18 protein-coding genes are annotated in these 17,333 nt (G+C 29.6%); 6 read left to right on the top strand and 12 right to left on the bottom strand.

Annotation, left to right across the window (positions count from 1 at the left end):
• Position 1: 1 nt before the first annotated feature.
• The 12 genes from EYW44_RS05860 to EYW44_RS05805 all read right to left on the bottom strand — a co-directional run bounded on the left by EYW44_RS05860 (position 2) and on the right by EYW44_RS05805 (position 12,341).
• Positions 2-880, bottom strand: coding sequence for a cell division protein FtsX (locus EYW44_RS05860; RefSeq protein ID WP_132722740.1), 879 nt, complete (start codon positions 878-880; stop codon positions 2-4).
• A gap of 165 nt (positions 881-1,045) precedes the next feature.
• Complete coding sequence (locus tag EYW44_RS05855; protein WP_132722739.1) at positions 1,046-1,912, bottom strand: DUF4349 domain-containing protein; 867 nt, start codon at positions 1,910-1,912, stop codon at positions 1,046-1,048.
• Positions 1,913-1,930: 18 nt separating this feature from the next.
• A complete protein-coding gene (locus EYW44_RS05850) occupies positions 1,931-2,482 on the bottom strand; it encodes a hypothetical protein (RefSeq protein ID WP_132722738.1) in 552 nt (183 codons plus the stop codon).
• Between the two features lie 113 nt (positions 2,483-2,595).
• A complete protein-coding gene (locus EYW44_RS05845) occupies positions 2,596-3,324 on the bottom strand; it encodes a LytR/AlgR family response regulator transcription factor (RefSeq protein ID WP_132722737.1) in 729 nt (242 codons plus the stop codon).
• A gap of 2 nt (positions 3,325-3,326) precedes the next feature.
• Entirely contained in the window at positions 3,327-5,081 is a 1,755-nt protein-coding gene (locus EYW44_RS05840) for a histidine kinase (protein ID WP_132722736.1), read from the bottom strand.
• Entirely contained in the window at positions 5,081-6,760 is a 1,680-nt protein-coding gene (locus tag EYW44_RS05835; RefSeq protein ID WP_132722735.1) for a tetratricopeptide repeat-containing sensor histidine kinase, read from the bottom strand. The genes EYW44_RS05840 and EYW44_RS05835 overlap by 1 nt, the downstream gene beginning before the upstream one ends.
• 143 nt (positions 6,761-6,903) lie before the next feature.
• Positions 6,904-8,397 carry a GH3 auxin-responsive promoter family protein gene (locus EYW44_RS05830; protein ID WP_132722734.1) on the bottom strand — a complete coding sequence of 498 codons (1,494 nt, stop codon included), beginning with the start codon at positions 8,395-8,397 and terminating at the stop codon, positions 6,904-6,906.
• A gap of 35 nt (positions 8,398-8,432) precedes the next feature.
• Complete coding sequence (locus tag EYW44_RS05825; protein WP_132722733.1) at positions 8,433-9,302, bottom strand: M23 family metallopeptidase; 870 nt, start codon at positions 9,300-9,302, stop codon at positions 8,433-8,435.
• Between the two features lie 48 nt (positions 9,303-9,350).
• Complete coding sequence (nadD, locus tag EYW44_RS05820) at positions 9,351-9,935, bottom strand: nicotinate (nicotinamide) nucleotide adenylyltransferase (RefSeq protein WP_132722732.1); 585 nt, start codon at positions 9,933-9,935, stop codon at positions 9,351-9,353.
• Positions 9,936-9,948: 13 nt separating this feature from the next.
• Complete coding sequence (gene gmk, locus EYW44_RS05815; RefSeq protein WP_132722731.1) at positions 9,949-10,539, bottom strand: guanylate kinase; 591 nt, start codon at positions 10,537-10,539, stop codon at positions 9,949-9,951.
• Positions 10,540-10,542: 3 nt separating this feature from the next.
• Positions 10,543-11,409 carry a YicC/YloC family endoribonuclease gene (locus EYW44_RS05810; protein WP_243643608.1) on the bottom strand — a complete coding sequence of 289 codons (867 nt, stop codon included), beginning with the start codon at positions 11,407-11,409 and terminating at the stop codon, positions 10,543-10,545.
• Positions 11,410-11,441: 32 nt separating this feature from the next.
• Positions 11,442-12,341, bottom strand: a complete 900-nt coding sequence (locus EYW44_RS05805; protein WP_132722730.1) for a DMT family transporter — start codon at positions 12,339-12,341, stop codon at positions 11,442-11,444.
• Between the two features lie 245 nt (positions 12,342-12,586).
• Here EYW44_RS05805 and EYW44_RS05800 point away from each other — a divergent pair, with 245 nt between their 5' ends.
• The 6 genes from EYW44_RS05800 to bioA all read left to right on the top strand — a co-directional run bounded on the left by EYW44_RS05800 (position 12,587) and on the right by bioA (position 17,277).
• Positions 12,587-13,021: a hypothetical protein gene (locus EYW44_RS05800; RefSeq protein WP_132722729.1), complete on the top strand. Its 435-nt coding sequence runs from the start codon at positions 12,587-12,589 to the stop codon at positions 13,019-13,021.
• A gap of 107 nt (positions 13,022-13,128) precedes the next feature.
• Complete coding sequence (locus tag EYW44_RS05795; protein WP_132722728.1) at positions 13,129-14,271, top strand: aminotransferase class I/II-fold pyridoxal phosphate-dependent enzyme; 1,143 nt, start codon at positions 13,129-13,131, stop codon at positions 14,269-14,271.
• 12 nt (positions 14,272-14,283) lie between these two features.
• Entirely contained in the window at positions 14,284-14,664 is a 381-nt protein-coding gene (locus EYW44_RS05790) for a DUF2007 domain-containing protein (RefSeq protein ID WP_132722727.1), read from the top strand.
• The gene (bioD, locus tag EYW44_RS05785; protein ID WP_132722726.1) at positions 14,661-15,275 is read left to right on the top strand and encodes a dethiobiotin synthase; all 615 of its coding nucleotides are present in this window, start codon (positions 14,661-14,663) and stop codon (positions 15,273-15,275) included. Before EYW44_RS05790 ends, bioD begins: the two co-directional genes overlap by 4 nt.
• A complete protein-coding gene (locus EYW44_RS05780) occupies positions 15,272-16,012 on the top strand; it encodes a carbon-nitrogen hydrolase family protein (protein ID WP_132722725.1) in 741 nt (246 codons plus the stop codon). Before bioD ends, EYW44_RS05780 begins: the two co-directional genes overlap by 4 nt.
• The gene (gene bioA, locus EYW44_RS05775; RefSeq protein WP_132722724.1) at positions 16,012-17,277 is read left to right on the top strand and encodes an adenosylmethionine--8-amino-7-oxononanoate transaminase; all 1,266 of its coding nucleotides are present in this window, start codon (positions 16,012-16,014) and stop codon (positions 17,275-17,277) included. Before EYW44_RS05780 ends, bioA begins: the two co-directional genes overlap by 1 nt.
• Positions 17,278-17,333: the final 56 nt, after the last annotated feature.

Here is a 17,333-nt window from a genome sequence, read left to right as displayed (position 1 = left end):
TTTAATAATATAAATCGTTAGTTTGTAGATTTAAAAATCGTTGTGTTGCAAAATAAGTACTTAACCAAGTAATAATAAATGAAGCGGTTAATATACCTACTGCAAGATATGTTAATGATAAATAATCTTTAAATAGTTCTAAGGCTGGTACATTTTGATCTATGTAATAAATTACAATAGCTAAACCTACTAAAGCTAAAAACGCACCAACTATTCCTAATTGTATACTTTGCCAAATAAATGGTTTTCTAATAAATCGTTTTGTAGCACCTACCATTTGCATTGTTTTAATATTAAAACGCTTAGCATAAATAGATAAGCGAATAGAACTATTGATAAGTATTACAGATACAACTACAAAGAAGGAACTGATTATTAATAACCAAAAACTTATTTTTTGTATGTTTTTGGTTAATTGTTCAACCAATGGTTTGTCGTAAGAAACATCTGCTATAAAAACATTTTTACTGAACTTTTCTTGAAGTTCTTGCATTTTTTCAGGAGTAACATAAGCTGCTTTTAAATGTAAATCAACTCCGTTTTTAAGAGGATTTGTACCTAAAAATTCTAAAAAATCTTCTCCTAAATCTTCGCTATATGTTTTTGCTGCATCTTCTTTCGATATAAAAACTAAATCTCTTGTAAAAACTTCTTTAGATAACTCTTCTCTAAAAGTTGTAATTTGTTCTTTGGTTACCTCATCTTTAAAAAATAGCGACATCACCACTTCTTGTTTAAAGTGATTTGCTACTTTGGTTGATTTTAACACGATGAGTCCTAAAATACCAATCATAAACAAAACCAAAGCAATACTTATAATTACAGAAGCATAAGACGATCGCAAACGGCGTTTTTGAAAAGAATCGAAAGAATTAGTCATTCGTTTTATTTTAAAGTGCAAGTTACAAATATTTGCTGTATAGCAGTAAAGCTTTGCGTTTTTTAAGGTATTTTTTACAAAACCAACATATGGTTGTTTTAAAAAACATCAAAACGTATAGGTTCATCTATTTATTGCACACAAAAAACTCAATACTTACCAAGCTTAATCACGGTCTTCAAAAACACGTTGTAATACTTTTAACTTATCAATTATCACAACAAAAAAGTAAGCTGCTAGTGTTATAAAAAATAACGATGTTATCATTCTTAAATACATTTTAACAGTCCATTCTAAAGCTACTTTTACACGTTGTAAAATCCCTATTTTAACTTCTTTTCCTTCTAATAAAGAAAATTTAATTGTACAAAACTCATTCTCATTATCAAAATCACCCAAACTTACTCCTAACTCTTGCAATTGTTGCTCTATATTTAAAATCCTATTTTCAAGCTCAACATATTCATTAATTTTTCCTTGTTTCGATTTTAATTCAATTAATGAAGCTCTTATTTTTTGAAGTGATTTTTGTTTAGCATTCAGTTCTTTATATTCGTTTGTTTTGTCTTTTTTGGTAATCTGTTTTGCTTGTACTTTTCCTATTTTGGTAAGATGATGATATAACGAATCAAAATTTTGCGGTGGTACTCCAATAAGTAAATCTAACTTTCTACGCCCCTTATTTCCGCTTTTTTGTTCAAACTGAATTAATGCATTAAAACCTGAAACTTTTCCTCTAACTGATTTTTCTTCTGCTTCAAACTTCGATGATTTAGTTCGGATTTCTGCTACTTTTTCATATTTCTGATCTACTTGAGTATTCACCTGGTTACCAGAAGCATTTGCTTGATACTTTTTTGAAGCGTAATTTTTTCTTACTTCAGATATACTTTGAAAAAATGAGATTTCATTTGATGATTGATCTATCGTTTTTGTGTAACCGTAAATAAATCTGAAGATAAATAAGGCTAGAAAGAGTATTACAAACCTAAAAACTATCTTTTTTATCCTTTTTTTGAAATACTCATTCATGCCTATTTTTATTTTAATTTAATTGATTTCTTGTTTGACTAAATGACCTTGTAAATTGTAGTAATCGCATATTTTTTTCTCACCAGAAACACATTCGATAATGTATCCTAATTTTGTTTTTTTTCCTTTATTAGGAGAAATAATCTCAATCCGTTTCAATTTTAAATCACCTATATCACCGTTAAAAATAGTACTTAAAGTTTTTTCTACCAAAAAACCTATTTTCACAATATTCACCTGATCTTGAATGGAGTATAAATAATCTTTAATATCACCGTTTTCTAGTTCTAAATCTACCTCTGTAACTTTTTTCCACTTTCCGTTTTTGTAGTTCCATCCAAACATTTTATAATTGTATGGATTATCTGTTACTAATAAATTTACCTCTAATTTTTCTTGCTCATTTACATTTATAATAAAATCTGTGAAGTAAGACTTTTTTCCAAATTTGCTTATAAGATCACTTTCTAATTGGCTAAAACCGTTTATTGTATTGTCATAGACTTCCTTTTCACAGGAAGTAAGTGCAATACAAACTAAAATAGCCAGAATTAAAAACCTGATTTTCATCACAATATTTTACAGAGATATATCTGTAAAAGTAGGTAACTACACATGATTTATAAATCGGGAATATATATTCGCGCTAACTTCGTAAATATTTGATTTTTTTTTAAGAATCGTTATTTAAATAAACGTGCTACAAACTCTTCTTTCTTTCTTGTTGAAACAGGAATTTTTTGTCCTGATTTTAAGAAAATATAGCCCGTTTTATCAAACTTATCAACGTACTTTAAATTTACCACGTATGATTGATGAGTTCTTACAAACATTTCATCAGGTAATTGCTCTTCGAATTCTTTAATTGGTTTCGATGCGATGTATGATTTTTTATCTTCTAAATAAAAAGTAGTATATCCTTTATCTGACTGACAATACATTAACGTATCAAATCGTATTATTTGATATCCTTCTTGTAATCTAAGTACTAAATGTTCTTTTTTATTCCCTGCAAATTGGTCTTTTACAATTTTTAGATGTTCGGTTCTATCTTCTTTTACATCCTTTACCTTATCAATTGCTTTTTCTAGCTCTTCTATATCTACAGGTTTTAGAATATAATCTAATGCCCCATTTTTTATAGCTTGTAAAGCATATTGATCATAGGCAGTTATAAAGATAATTTGAAAAGATAAATCTTCTACTTTTTCTAAAAAATCAAATGCAAGTCCACCTTTTAAATTAATATCTAAAAAAATTAAATCTGGCTTACAAGCTTTGGTTACTGTAACTGCTTCTTGTACACTTTCGCATTCACCTACAATATCTATGTTTTTATCAAGCGATTCAATCATAGAAATTAATCCTTTTCTTATGTACAGTTCGTCTTCAACAATTAATGCTTTAATCATGGTTAATTGATTTTATAAGGTATCTTAATTTTGATGTTTGTTTGTTGATTTTCTTCTTCACCTACATAGCTAACACTGATATCTGATGATACACTGGTTTTTTTAGAAAATACTTCTAGTACTTTCTTTGACTTTTCCATTTCTTCTTCTAACAACTTATGAAACGTCTCTTCTCTTTTTAAATTGCTTGTAAAAACAGAATATAACTGATCGTTTTCAAAAATAAAATCTATTTTCAAATTTAATACTCCTTCTTTTACCTCATCTATTCTTTGAATGCTATGTTCTAAATACTTCTGTAATAACATTGGCGGAATTTGAGGTTCTAAAAACTCTGATTCTTCATCTATTGTAATCTGAAAAGTAAACTTTGAAGTTTGTTCTAACTCTTGAACTTTTAAATAGTATTCTAATATATTCTTTTCTTCTGTCAGTGGAATAAATATTTTCCTTGAACTTTCTAAAACAGCTCTTAAAAGCTTTGAGAACCTTGATATAAAGACAACTGTCTTCTTATCTTTTGAGTCAATCATGTTTTGCATTACTTGCAAAGAATGCGATATATTATCTGGATTCAATTTTACCTGTCCTAATTTTTGATTCACTAAAACTTTTTCATATGATGCTTGAATACTTCTGTTTTTAAAAAAGAAAAACAACAATATCAACACAAAAATTAACGATAATAAAAATAAGGTTCCTCTTAAAATATTCTTCTTGGTATCGCTTAACTCATCTCTAACATACTTAACTCTTTTCACCAATAAACCTTCTCTTTTATTGGCTGCTTCTATCATTTGAATTTTCTCTTCATACCGATCTTTTAAAATCGATTCATTTAATAGAAACATCTTATTTAAGTAATCATACGCTTCTTCTATATCCCCTTGTTCTCTGTAGAGATCATAGTAGTTATCTAAAATCGTTATTTCACTTGCTTTCCTGCTTCCATCTTTTATGGAGGCATAAGCTGAATCTAGATAAATTTTAGCATTTTTAAAATCTCTCTTTTTTAAATATATAGAGGCTATATTGTTGTAATATATATTTAAATCTGCATAAATATCATTTCTTTTTTTTGCTATTTCTAAAGATTCTGATATGAGTTCAACAGCTTCATCATACTTCTTTAAATCAATTAAAATAATTCCAAAATTATTTTTAAAGAGTGTGAGTTTTCTGTATTTCTCTAATGTAATTTTCTTATAAGATTCATATGCTTTCTGTAACTTCCCTTCGTACTTATAGAACAAACCACATTTAAAACATAATCTCATAAACAATACAGAATCTTTTTTTCTGAAAAAAGGCGTAATTGAATCGCAATAACGAGATCCTTTTTTTATCTGATTTAGGTCAATCATGTGTTCTGCCTTTAAATTTAAGGCTTCTAACAAATTAAGAGTATCATTTTGTTCTTGTGCTTTTTTTATCATCTCTTCAGTAAGCACATATCCTGTAACATACTTTTTGGTCCTTCCGTAGGATCTTGACAATAAAATATACTCTTCAAAACTAAGTGTGTCTTTTAGCTGCTTTTCCGATAGAATATCTATAATATCTTTAAAAGCTCTTTTAGCAAATAAAGTATCTAAATAAGCAACATTTAATGTTGAATCTTTTTTGAATTTAGTAGGAAGCTTTACAGCATTATCTTGAATAATTCTAACAGTATCTTTTTGTGCTACTAATGAAAAACTATAGAGTAAACTCATTAGAAGGAAAATAATTCTTATATGCATATAATCTCTTCTCATTAAATACTCTTATTTTTTTGATAAGGCAATTGTAAGTTTACTAATGTCCCTTTTTTATTTTGAAATTTTAAGTCTTGAATGGTAACGAAAAATTCGTCATTCAGCTTTTGGGATAAAATTTCAAATCTATCTTCTACTATTTGAGTAGCTAAAGACGTTTTATCTTTTATTTGTTTTTTCTCACCAGATAAAAGTCCAACTCCATTATCTGTAATAGTACAATCAATAATTTTATCTTTTAATTTAAAGTTGATCGTAATTGTTGGATCTTCAATATGTTCTTTAAATCCATGAATAATCGAATTCTCTATAAAAGGCTGTAATATCATAGACGGAATTAACACCTCTGCTTCAAACTCTTTCTTTATAATAAATTGAATGTTCTTTTTAGTACTGAGATTTTGTAAATCAACGTAATCTTTTAATATTGATATTTCTTGTTGTAAACTGATAAAACTTTTACCCGAACTGTTAGTAATGAATTTTAAAATATTGGAGAATTTAGACACATACAATGATGCATTTTTTTGTTCTTTATTCAGCACCATTCCTTGCAATATTGACAATGCATTAAAAATAAAGTGTGGCGTCATTTGAGACGATAACAACTCCTGTTCATTAACAACTTGTTCATACTTCAATTTTGTATTTCTATAACGAATAAACAACACCCAAGATGTTAGTATCATTACAACAGTAATTAATAAAATAAAAATAATCAGTCGTGTTTCTTTTCTTGTTTCTAATTCAGAACTAATAACTGACACTCTTTTATTTAAAACATTTTTCCTACTATTTATTGTTGCTAGCTCCTTAGTTCTTCTATCTATTCTTTTTGTATAGATTCGTTTATTTAGTTCATCTATTCTTTCTAAAACTATTTTACTTTTAACAACTTCTCTTTGATGTAAAAAATAGTTGTAATACGTGATATATAGTTTTTTTCGTTCATTTACATCTCCCGATTTCCCTATAGGTAATGATGCAGAGTCTAAATACTTACGAGCTTCTTTCCACTTTTTTTGCTTAATAAAAACTCTGCCTATATTGTGTAAAATAATACCTGCATACTTTTTATCATCTGTTTTAAAACTTATGTCAGCGGCTTTCTTTAAATACTGTAAAGCAGTATCAAATCTTTCTGTGTTTACCAGAATGAAAGCATAGTTACTCACATAATTCATGGTTTCTTTGATTTTCTTTCTCTCTATTTTTTGAAAGACATCATATGCTTTTTCATACGCTCCAGATAAATTATACAGAATTCCACATTTAAGACACAGTTCTTGTACATATGGAGCTTCTTTTTCTTCTAGCTCTGTAATTGCATTACTACAAAAAACAGCTCCTTCATCTGCTTTATCAAGATCAACTAAGTTCTCAGATTTTAAATTATAAGCAATTGCTAAATTTGGAATATCATTTAGCACTATTAATTGAGGTATAATGTTATTTAAAATTAATAAACTCTCAAACTGTCTATCTAATTTACTATACGATTTAGACAAGTAAAAGTATTCATTAATAGTCAGTTTTTCATTACGCTCTTTAGCTATAACTCGTTCAACTAACTCGTTATACTTTTCTTCTTTAAATAAAATTTCAAATGAAGATTGTGCAACAATTATATTACACCAAAAAAGGAAAAAAAGTAATTTATAACTTATATTAAAACTCATTTTAGGGATCACAGCTTTAAAACTTTCATGTAATAATACGTAAAAATAGCTACATAAATTGTTTTAGTGTAACTCTAATTCTTAATCTAAGCACATAATCAAGTTTAATTGTAGTTATTAATAAAAAATTGGTCTATAATAATCTACACTAAAAACCCTTCTAATACATCGGCTATTTTTCGATTATCTGAAAGTTGTGGAATCTTATTTTGTCCTCCAAATTTACCAATCGACTTCATGTATTCATGAAAACCACCTTTTTTAACTTTTCTAATAATTAACGGACGTAATACTTTTCCTTCAATTAAATCTTGATAATAAATGTTCTGCTCTTGCATAGATGCATCTATTTTTTGAGCCATTTCTTCTAAATTATCTGGTTCATTTTCAAACTCGATAAACCATTCATGATAAGGTAAACCATCTGTAGGATTCACTTGTGGTGCTACAGTAAATTCACTAATATTGGTCGTGGTTCTTTTAATTGCATCATTCAAAGCTTTTTCTACTTCCTTACCTATTACATGTTCTCCAAAAGCAGAAATAAAGTGTTTAATTCTACCTGTAACTTTTACACGGTATGGCTGTAAAGAAGTAAATTCTACCGTATCTCCAATATTATACCCCCACAGCCCAGCAGTAGTATTTAAAATGATCACATAATTTACACCTAGTTGCACGTCTTTTAAAGAAATACGCGTTGGATTTTCATCAAAAAATTCATTCGCAGGAATAAATTCATAAAAAATACCCGAATCTAGCTGCAATAACATTCCTTTTTCTTTCTGAGAATCTTGAAAAGCTATAAAACCTTCTGATGCAGGATACAATTCTATATAATCGATTTTTTTACCGATTAAAGCTTCAAATTTATTCTTGTAAGGCTCAAAATTCACCCCTCCATAAATGAAAAAGTTAAAGTTTGGAAACAACTCTGAAATTGTTTTTCCTGTTTTATCTATTAACTTCTCAAAGTACATCTGTACCCAAGAAGGAATTCCGCTTATTACCGTCATGTTTTCAGGTAACGTTTCCTCAACAACCTTATCTACTTTAGTGTCCCAGTCTTCAATACAATTTGTCTCCCAACTTGGCAATCTATTTTTCAATAAATAATTAGGCACATAATGCGCTACAATACCACTTAATCTACCTAATTTAATTCCGTTTTTATTTTCAAGTACCGGACTACCTTGTAAGAAAATCATTTTACCATTCACAAATGAAGCATCTTTGGTTTCATTTATATAAAATAACAAGGCATTTCTTGCCGATTTTATATGTGTTGGCATTGATTCTTTTGTAATAGGAATATATTTAGCTCCAGAAGTAGTTCCTGATGTTTTTGCAAAATAAATTGGTTTCCCTTTCCAAAGTATATTCTCTTCTCCTGCAACCATTCTATCTACATAAGGTCTTAATCCTTCATAATCGTTAACAGGTACACGCTTTTTAAAATCTTCATATGAATTTATAGAGACAAAATCATGATCTTTTCCAAATGCTGTTTTGCAACCCTCTGTAACTAAATACTGAAAAACTTTTTGTTGAGTTTCGTGAGGTTTGTCTGCCCATTTACGGACTTTTTTTACTGCTTTTTTTGCAAAAGGAATGGCTAAAAAAGATTTTAAAGACATTTATAAAATTTTAAGTTTTTAGTACTGCGTATTGTTTATTGAAAATTGATGTAATTTGTTGGATTTACAGGATAGCCGTTATGCCATAACTCAAAATGAAGATGCGGACCTGTAGTTAACTCTCCTGTAGAACCTATACTTGCAATAGCTTCACCAGACTTTACAAAATCTCCTTGTTGCTTTAACAACTCTCCATTATGCTTATAAACAGAAATATAATTATTGGTATGCTGAACCGTAATGGTATAACCTGTTTCGGTTGTCCAACCAGATAAAATTACGGTACCATCTGCAATGGCTTTTACAGGAGTTCCTGTAGTTGCTACAATATCAATAGCAAAATGTTTATTGGCTGCATTAAATGACTGTGTTAGATTTCCTTTTACAGGAGCAAAAAACACAATTTTTGCTTTATTAGTGTTCCCTGCCGATAAAGCATATCTATCTTTATTTTGTATTTCTTCTCTAAACTTTAAATCTTTGGCAGACGGTTCTAGCTTTTCATAATCTATCACGGTATTTTTACTTACTTCTGTTTTGATAGAATCTATTGCTTCTGGTTTAATTTCTCCTGTTAACACAGGACGAATTGCTTTGGTAAAATTTTCTAAAACAGCTAAACGTGTTCTTAATGAATCTGCCTCATAAGTTAACCTACTTGCATCTTTTTTTAGTTTAGTTGATGAATACCCAGGGATATATTCTTTTAAAGAAGTAAATGCAATTAAAAAAGTGGTTAATGTAATTAATATGATTGAAAAAATACCTCCAAAAACAAACACGTTCAATCGCGATAATTTTAAAGAGAAACGCTCTTGAAAAGTATCTTCATTTAAAACTACCAATCGATATTTATCGGTCAGTTTTTGTTTTAGCTTACTAGGTTTTTTCTTGTTTTTAGCCACTATTACTATGTTTGGTGTTCTCAAATATACAACGAAAAAATAGGAAGACTATTTTTTGTAAAAATTCATCTCGTCAATATATTTCCAAACAGCATCAGATAAAAGCGGTTTCATATTCTTTTCATCTTTAATTCCATTACGAATCATTGTTGATGAAATTTCTATAATAGGTGCTGCTACACGATGAATTTTAGGGTGATTATCAAATTGAGTTTCTACAATTCCTTCAGAAATTCTAGGATACACATATACATTATGATTTTCTAAAATAGTCTCATAATTTTTCCACTTCTGCAAACTTTTCAAATTGTCTTCTCCCATTATCAAATTAAACTGATAAGAAGGATACTTTTCTGAAATATGCGCCAAAGTATGAACTGTATAGTTTGGTTGTGGCAACTTAAATTCAATATCAGAAGGGTGAATTTTTTCGTAAGCCTCGGTTGCTTTATAAACCATTTCTAATCGATGATGATTATCTAACAACGAACTTTTTTTCTTAAAAGGATTATGAGGTGTTACTACCATCCAAATTTCATCTAAATCTGAATGCTCTACCATATGATTAGCAATAATCAAATGCCCTATATGAATTGGATTAAATGTACCGAAATACAATCCTATTTTTTTCATGTATTTAAAACAGTTAGTTCTTACTCAACCCTAAAAACTCATCTACTAAATCTTCAGTTTCCTGTAAAGCAACTTCTAAATCGTAATTTTTAATTACTTTATCAAACATTGGAGCTGTTGCTAATTCTATCGGAGCTTTTGCAATTCTTGCTGCTATTTTTTCTTCGCTCTCTTCTCCTCTATTCTTTAAACGTCTTAATAACTCATTAATATCTGGTGGTTTTACAAAAACAGCTAAAGTTTCTTCTGGAAATTTTTCCTTAATACGTAAACCTCCTCTTACATCAATATCAAAAATAACATGCTTTCCTTGCGACCAAATACGCTCAACCTCTGTTTTTAAAGTTCCGTAGAAATTATTCATATATACTTCTTCCCACTCTAAAAACTCATCTTTCTTTATTTTTTGGATAAAATCATCTTTAGAAATAAAGTAATAATCTTTTCCATCAATTTCTTTACCTCTTGGTTCTCTAGAAGTTGCCGATATTGAAAACTCTAAATTAAATCGTTCTTGCGCTAATAAGTGACGTACTATAGTTGTTTTTCCTGAACCAGAAGGTGCTGAAAACACAAATAATTTCCCTTTAAAGTCTTTCGTCATTTTTTATAATACGTTTAAAATTTGTTCTTTAATTTTTTCTAGTTCGTCTTTCATTTGAATTACTACTTTTTGTAATGGTGCATAATTTGCTTTTGATCCAGTAGTATTTATCTCTCTTCCTATTTCTTGAACTATAAATCCTAGTTTTTTTCCGTTAGATACATTGCTCGCCAATTCTTGTAAAAAGTAATCTAAATGATTTGCCAATCTTACTTTCTCTTCATTAATATCTAACTTCTCTAAATAGTAAATCAACTCTTGCTCAAATCTATTTTCATCAATCTCAACCTTCAACTCATCCAATGCTTTAGCAATACGTTCTTTTACATTTTTAATTCGCTCACCATCCATTCCTTTTACTTCCTCTAAACAACTTTGAATATTTACAATACGTTGTTTAAAATCTTCCTCTAAAGAAGCAGCTTCATCTGTACGATATTGAATGATTTCTTTTAAAGCAATATCAATATGCTTTTCAATCTCATTCCATTCATCTTCATTTAACTCTTCTCTTTCAGTTTTTAAAGCGTCTGGCATTTTAACTGCCATTGCCAACAATTCAGCATCTTTAGATCCATCAATAACAGCTACCTCTCTAAGCTGATTCATATAATTGCTAACAACTCCTTTATTTATGGTAGTTGAAGTTTCGTCCGCAGTCATTTCAACATAAATAGAAAAGTCTACTTTACCTCTTACCAAAGCACTTGCTAACTTTTTTCTCATAGCCAACTCTTTCCCTTTGTAATAAGAAGGTATACGAGTATTTAAATCTAAATTTTTACTATTTAGAGATTTTATTTCTATGGTTACTTTTTTGGTTGGCAATTGTAATACGGATTTACCGTAGCCTGTCATTGATTGTATCATAACTGGATTTTTTATAGACTGTAAAGATACATTTATTTAGATATACTATTACTAGGTTGTTTGGTTACTAAGTACACCCCTGCAAATATTAAAATAGTAGCCACAATTTTTACAGTATTTAAATTATCACTCCCAACTAAAAGAGCATATAAACTAGCTACTACTGGCTGTAAATAAATAAACACACTTACTGTAGTTGGTTTTAATTTTGAAAGCGCAAAAAGGTTGAATAAATATGTTATACAAGAAGCAAAAACAATTACAAAACCTATTCGTAAATAACCTCCTGTTGATATGGTTTGCCATTGAACTTCTTGTAATTCGGTAAAACCAAAAGGAAGCACAAAAATAAATCCGAATAAATACATCCACCTAATAAAAGTTATTGGCTTGTATTTTACAATTACCTTTTTAACAATTACTAAATACATTCCATAAGAAGCAGCATTAATAAACACTAAAAAGTTTCCTAGCATCATATTTTTTGCATCTCCTCCGGCAGAACTTCCGTATACTATTAACACAATAGCACCGATAAGTCCTATAATTACTCCAGAAACTTTAATAAGTGTTAACCGCTCTTTTATTAAAATACTCGAAAAAATAAGTACCAAAATAGGAGATGTAACCATCATTACAGATGCACTAATTGGTGTAGTATAATTTAACCCTTTAAAAAAAGTTAGCATGTTTAATGCAATTCCAAAAAATGCAGAAAGCGCTATGGTTTTATAATCGCTTTTTTCAATTTTATCATTCTTAATAAAAAGACTTACCGTCCAGAATATTAACATAGCAGAAAACACACGTAATAATATAAATCCGAATGGTTTTATATAGTGAGGCATTACTTCTTTAGCCACTGTAAAAGTTACTCCGTAAATAATGGTAACTATTGATACTGCCAAAAGTGCTATAACTCTTGTATTCATTATCAAGCTATTTAAAAATGAATCTGCAAAGTTCGGACAAATTTTCTATTTAATATGCTTTTTGAAGTTGTAAAGATTAATAATTTGTAAGCACACTATCAAAGCGTATTAAGTTTGCAATTACCTCAACTATTTTCTCTTGAACAAAACCTCTAATATATCTTCATTCTTAGCGAATATTGTTTAACTCTATAAAACTCCATACCTCTGATTTATTTTTACACTATAATTAAAAACTAGAACTAATGGACACTAATACATCGATAGAAAACAACGAGCAAGAAGAAGTAACTTTTGAGATTATTGAAAAGGTTCCTAAAGAAAAACTGCAAGTTCCTTTAGATCATTATGGAAAATCAGCAGCAATGGAAACTTATGTAAAAATTCCTTTTTTACTGATTGGTGTTGGTGTATTGCTGCATAATGTATTTTTAGCTGGTAGGTCTTTCAATTATGAAACTTATGAAAATATTAAAACTTTTGAGCTTTCTGTTGTGGGAATTATTGTTTTGGTTGTTTTTGTGTTAGCCGGAATTGCAATTAGCAACAACCTATCTGTTAAAAAAGAATTGAACGAGATTTCTAAAAGATATCATATAAAGCCTGAAATAGTACAAGAGGAGTTTAGTGCTTTAGCAATTCATTTATACGGAGGTAGAGGCGTTGTTTTGAAAAAATAGCTTCCATCCATGTGTATGTTTTTATGTAGAGATTTTAAAACTGACCAAGAACGTTAATTTATTTCAAAAAATAATTCGCATAAAAAATTTGTTATTAATTTTACTGCGTGAAACATTTTCCAGAAAAACTTCAGCATAAGCTCAATCAAAGAATAGCTTCTAATTCACTACGTCATTTAGATACAAACTCTAATGGCGTTGATTTTTATTCTAACGATTATCTTGGTTTTTCTAAGTCTGATGAAATTTTCAACCAAACTCATCAATTGCTGGTTGATCAAAACATTACAATAAATGGAGCCACCGGTTCTCGTTTAATTTCTGGGAATCATTCGCTGTATAAGGAAACCGAATCTTTAATTGCTGAATTTCATAATAGTGAAAAAGCAATCATTTTCAACTCTGGTTACGATGCCAACCTTGGTTTCTTTTCTTGTGTTCCACAACGTGGTGATATTATTGTGTACGACGAACTAAGTCATGCTTCTATTAGAGACGGTATTCAACTTTCTAATGCAAAAGCATACAAATTCAAGCATAACAATACAGAACACCTAGAAAAAGTTCTGAAACTTCATGCTAATAATACTACTACTCAAGAAATTTATGTGGTTACAGAAGCTGTTTTTTCTATGGATGGAGATCATCCTGATTTAGAAAAAATTGCTGAGTTAACTCAAAAATACAATGCAAATTTAATTGTAGACGAAGCACATGCTTTAGGTGTTTTTGGAAATAATGGTGTTGGGTTAACACAAAAACTTCAATTAGAACACAAGGTTTTTGCTCGTATTGTTACCTTCGGAAAAGCATTAGGTTGCCACGGAGCAGCTATTTTAGGAAGCGAAAATTTATATTCGTATTTAGTTAATTTTGCTCGAAGTTTTATTTATACCACTGGTTTATCGCCACATTCCATTGCTACTATACAAATAGCTTACAAACAACTATCAAACAATATTACAGAAGAATTACACACCAATATTGCTTTCTTTCTTTCAGAAATTAAGCGTTTACAAATAAATCATTTATTTATACCTAGTAATTCATCTATACATTGTTGTATTATTTCAGGAAACGAAAAAACTAAGCAAATAGCTCAACAAATTCAAAACAAAGGTTTTAACATTAAACCTATTTTATCACCAACCGTAACAGAAGGTAAAGAGCGACTGCGTTTTTGTTTACACATCTATAATTCTCATCAACAAATAACCAATGTTTTAGAACAACTTGCTACTTTTGTGTAAAATACTTCTTCTATGAGAGATGATTTTACCATTTTAGCGATTTTTGAATACTCAACCGAAGCGCATTTAGTTAAATCTAAATTAGATGCTGAGCATATTCGCACCATGCTTATGGATGAAAAAACGATAGATTCAGATCCATTAATTAGTCAAGCTATTGGAGGAGTGAAACTATTAGTAAAAAACGAAGATTTAGAAAAAGCTTCTAAAATTTACGATGAGATACGAACCTATCAAAAAGATGCTTTTGGCAATGACATTCATTGTCCTAATTGCAACGCTACCCAAATATTAACCGCCGACCTTCAACGAAAAAACATATTTTACATGCTTTTTCCTTTTTTCGAATCACAAAAATTTATTTGTAATAATTGCAAAACAATATTTAAATGAGCCAATATTTTATAACAGGAATATCAACCGAAGTTGGAAAAACAGTAGCTTCTGCTATAATTACCGAAGCTTTAGAAGCAGATTATTGGAAACCGATTCAATCGGGCGATTTAGCATATTCTGATACTGACAAAGTAAAAGCACTTATTTCTAATAAAAAAACGGTGTATCACTCAAACAGTTACGCATTACATACACCAATGAGTCCGCATGCTTCTGCTGAAATAGATGGAATCACTATTGATATAAACGCTATTAAAGAACCTGAAACAGCGAATCATTTAGTTATTGAAGGTGCTGGCGGATTACTAGTTCCTTTAAATGACACTCATACTGTTTTTGACATTATAAAACCAACTCATAAGGTAATTGTAGTTTCTCGTCATTATTTAGGTAGTATTAATCATACTTTACTAACTCTAAACCTATTAAAAGAAAAAGGATTTGACATTTCTCTTATTTTTAGTGGAAAAGAGCATCCTACTACAGAAAGCATCATTAAAAAAATGAGTGGTGTAAATGTAATTGGACGTATTGACGAAGAGCCTTATTTTGATAAAAATGTAATTAAAGAGTACGCCGATTTATTTAGAGATAAACTACCAAAATGATTTTAGCATCTGCTCAAATAAAAGCTGAAGTAGGTAAAATTGAAAAAAACCTTGAACAGCATATAAAAATGATTTGGTTAGCTACTGAACAAAATGCTGATATCATCATTTTTCCTGAAATGTCTTTAACTGGTTATTGTAGAGAAGAGGCTAAGAGGTTAGCTATTAGTATCAAAAGTAAATACATAAACCTTTTAGAAAATATATCTAAAGAAAAACAAATCATTATTGTTGTAGGAGCTCCAGTTGTAATAGATAACGAACTTTATATTGGTTCCTTTGTGATACAACCAAATAAACCAACAGAAATATATACCAAACAATATTTACATGATGGTGAAGAACTATTCTTTAAAAGTTCTTTTGACTATAATCCTACAATTACAATTAACGATGATCAGTTACATTTTGCTATTTGCGCTGATATAGATAATGAAAAACATCCTGAAAAAGCTGCATCAAACAATTGCAACATCTATCTTCCTAGTATCTTTTTCTCTGAAAACGGTATTCAATCAGGTCATAAAACTTTAGAAGATTACAGTAAGAAATACAATCTACATATTTTAATGTCTAATTTTTGTGGCGAACACTGGAATATCAATGCTGGAGGTAGAAGTGCTTTTTGGAATAACAACGGAAAGTTATTGTGTGAACTAGATAATAACTCACCAGGAATTATAATTGCTGAAAAGAAAAACAATGAAACATGGAACACTAAAAGTATTCAAGTATAATGACATTAACCGATAGAGATAAAAAACACATTTGGCACCCGTTAAAACAACACCAAACACATCCAAACAGTTTAGGAATTGTAAAAGCTAAAGGTTGTATACTTACTGATGAGCACGGAAATGAATATATTGATGCTATTTCATCTTGGTATACTTGTATGTTTGGGCACTGCAACGATTATATTATTGAAAAAGTACACACACAAATGCAACAGCTAGATCAAGTTATGTTTAGCGATTTTACGCATCCTGCTGCGGTGGAACTTTCGGAGAAATTAATCGATATTTTACCAGAAAATCAAGCTAAAATTTTCTTTAACGATAATGGGTCTACTGCGGTAGAATCTGCCATTAAAATGGCTTTGCAATATTATTTTAACAAAGGCGATAAACGTACTGCTTTTATTGCTTTTGAAAATGGCTTTCATGGAGATACATTTGGGGCAATGTCTACTTCTGGACTTTCAGTTTACAATGGTCCTTTTGAAGATTTTTTAATCGATGTACAACGAATTGCTTCACCAAACGGAAACAATAATGATGAAATTTTAAAACAATTACAGCAGATTGTTTCAGAAAATAATGTAGCAGCATTTGTTTATGAACCTTTGGTACAAGGTGCAGCAGGAATGAAAATTCATGACAGTAATGGCTTAAACGAAATTTTAAAATTCTGTAAAGCTCACAATATTATAACCATTGCAGATGAAGTTATGACTGGTTTTGGTAAAACTGGTAAAAACTTTGCTTCTGATCATGTAGAAACAAAGCCTGATATTATTTGTTTGAGTAAAGCTTTAACCGGAGGAATGGTACCTATGGCAATTACTTCTTGTACTCAAGAAATTTACGATGCTTTTTTAAGTAACGATATCGCCAAAGGATATTTTCACTGTCATACTTATTCTGCAAACCCAATGGGCTGTGCTGCTGCCATTGCTAGTATTGATTTGTTAACTTCGGATGAAATTCAGGAAAACATTCAAAGAATCAGTGGAAAACACCAAAAGTTTAGCGAACATATTAAAAATCACTCAAAGGTAAAAAGTACACGAAACTTAGGTGTTATTTTTGCTTTAGATTTAGACACCAACATGGAACGTTATGGAACTTTAAGAGATTTATTATTGAGTTCTTTTATGAAAGAAGGCGTATTTCTAAGACCTTTAGGGAATACCATTTATATTCAAGTTCCTTATGTGATTACAGACACTCAACTTGAAAAAGTATATACAACTATAGAAAAAGTTCTTGATACTATTTAATTTATAATCATAAAAAACCCGCTTCGTAAAGAAGCGGGAAATTGCTATGAAAAACT

It is taken from the genome of Tenacibaculum sp. M341, from assembly GCF_004337695.1.
Classification (GTDB): Bacteria; Bacteroidota; Bacteroidia; order Flavobacteriales; family Flavobacteriaceae; genus Polaribacter.
Note: the sequence above shows the minus strand (reverse complement) of the source record. Positions and strands in the feature narration are given on the sequence as shown.

Coding starts and splice junctions, on each gene's coding strand:
- EYW44_RS05845 (WP_132722737.1), bottom strand. CDS start 3,324: ATGATTAAAGCATTAATTGTTGAAGACGAACTGTACATAAGAAAAGGA.
- EYW44_RS05805 (WP_132722730.1), bottom strand. CDS start 12,341: ATGAATACAAGAGTTATAGCACTTTTGGCAGTATCAATAGTTACCATT.
- EYW44_RS05800 (WP_132722729.1), top strand. CDS start 12,587: ATGGACACTAATACATCGATAGAAAACAACGAGCAAGAAGAAGTAACT.
- EYW44_RS05810 (WP_243643608.1), bottom strand. CDS start 11,409: ATGATACAATCAATGACAGGCTACGGTAAATCCGTATTACAATTGCCA.
- EYW44_RS05850 (WP_132722738.1), bottom strand. CDS start 2,482: ATGAAAATCAGGTTTTTAATTCTGGCTATTTTAGTTTGTATTGCACTT.
- EYW44_RS05830 (WP_132722734.1), bottom strand. CDS start 8,397: ATGTCTTTAAAATCTTTTTTAGCCATTCCTTTTGCAAAAAAAGCAGTA.
- EYW44_RS05840 (WP_132722736.1), bottom strand. CDS start 5,081: ATGAGAAGAGATTATATGCATATAAGAATTATTTTCCTTCTAATGAGT.
- nadD (WP_132722732.1), bottom strand. CDS start 9,935: ATGAAAAAAATAGGATTGTATTTCGGTACATTTAATCCAATTCATATA.
- bioA (WP_132722724.1), top strand. CDS start 16,012: ATGACATTAACCGATAGAGATAAAAAACACATTTGGCACCCGTTAAAA.
- EYW44_RS05855 (WP_132722739.1), bottom strand. CDS start 1,912: ATGAATGAGTATTTCAAAAAAAGGATAAAAAAGATAGTTTTTAGGTTT.
- gmk (WP_132722731.1), bottom strand. CDS start 10,539: ATGACGAAAGACTTTAAAGGGAAATTATTTGTGTTTTCAGCACCTTCT.
- EYW44_RS05780 (WP_132722725.1), top strand. CDS start 15,272: ATGATTTTAGCATCTGCTCAAATAAAAGCTGAAGTAGGTAAAATTGAA.
- EYW44_RS05790 (WP_132722727.1), top strand. CDS start 14,284: ATGAGAGATGATTTTACCATTTTAGCGATTTTTGAATACTCAACCGAA.
- bioD (WP_132722726.1), top strand. CDS start 14,661: ATGAGCCAATATTTTATAACAGGAATATCAACCGAAGTTGGAAAAACA.
- EYW44_RS05835 (WP_132722735.1), bottom strand. CDS start 6,760: ATGAGTTTTAATATAAGTTATAAATTACTTTTTTTCCTTTTTTGGTGT.
- EYW44_RS05860 (WP_132722740.1), bottom strand. CDS start 880: ATGACTAATTCTTTCGATTCTTTTCAAAAACGCCGTTTGCGATCGTCT.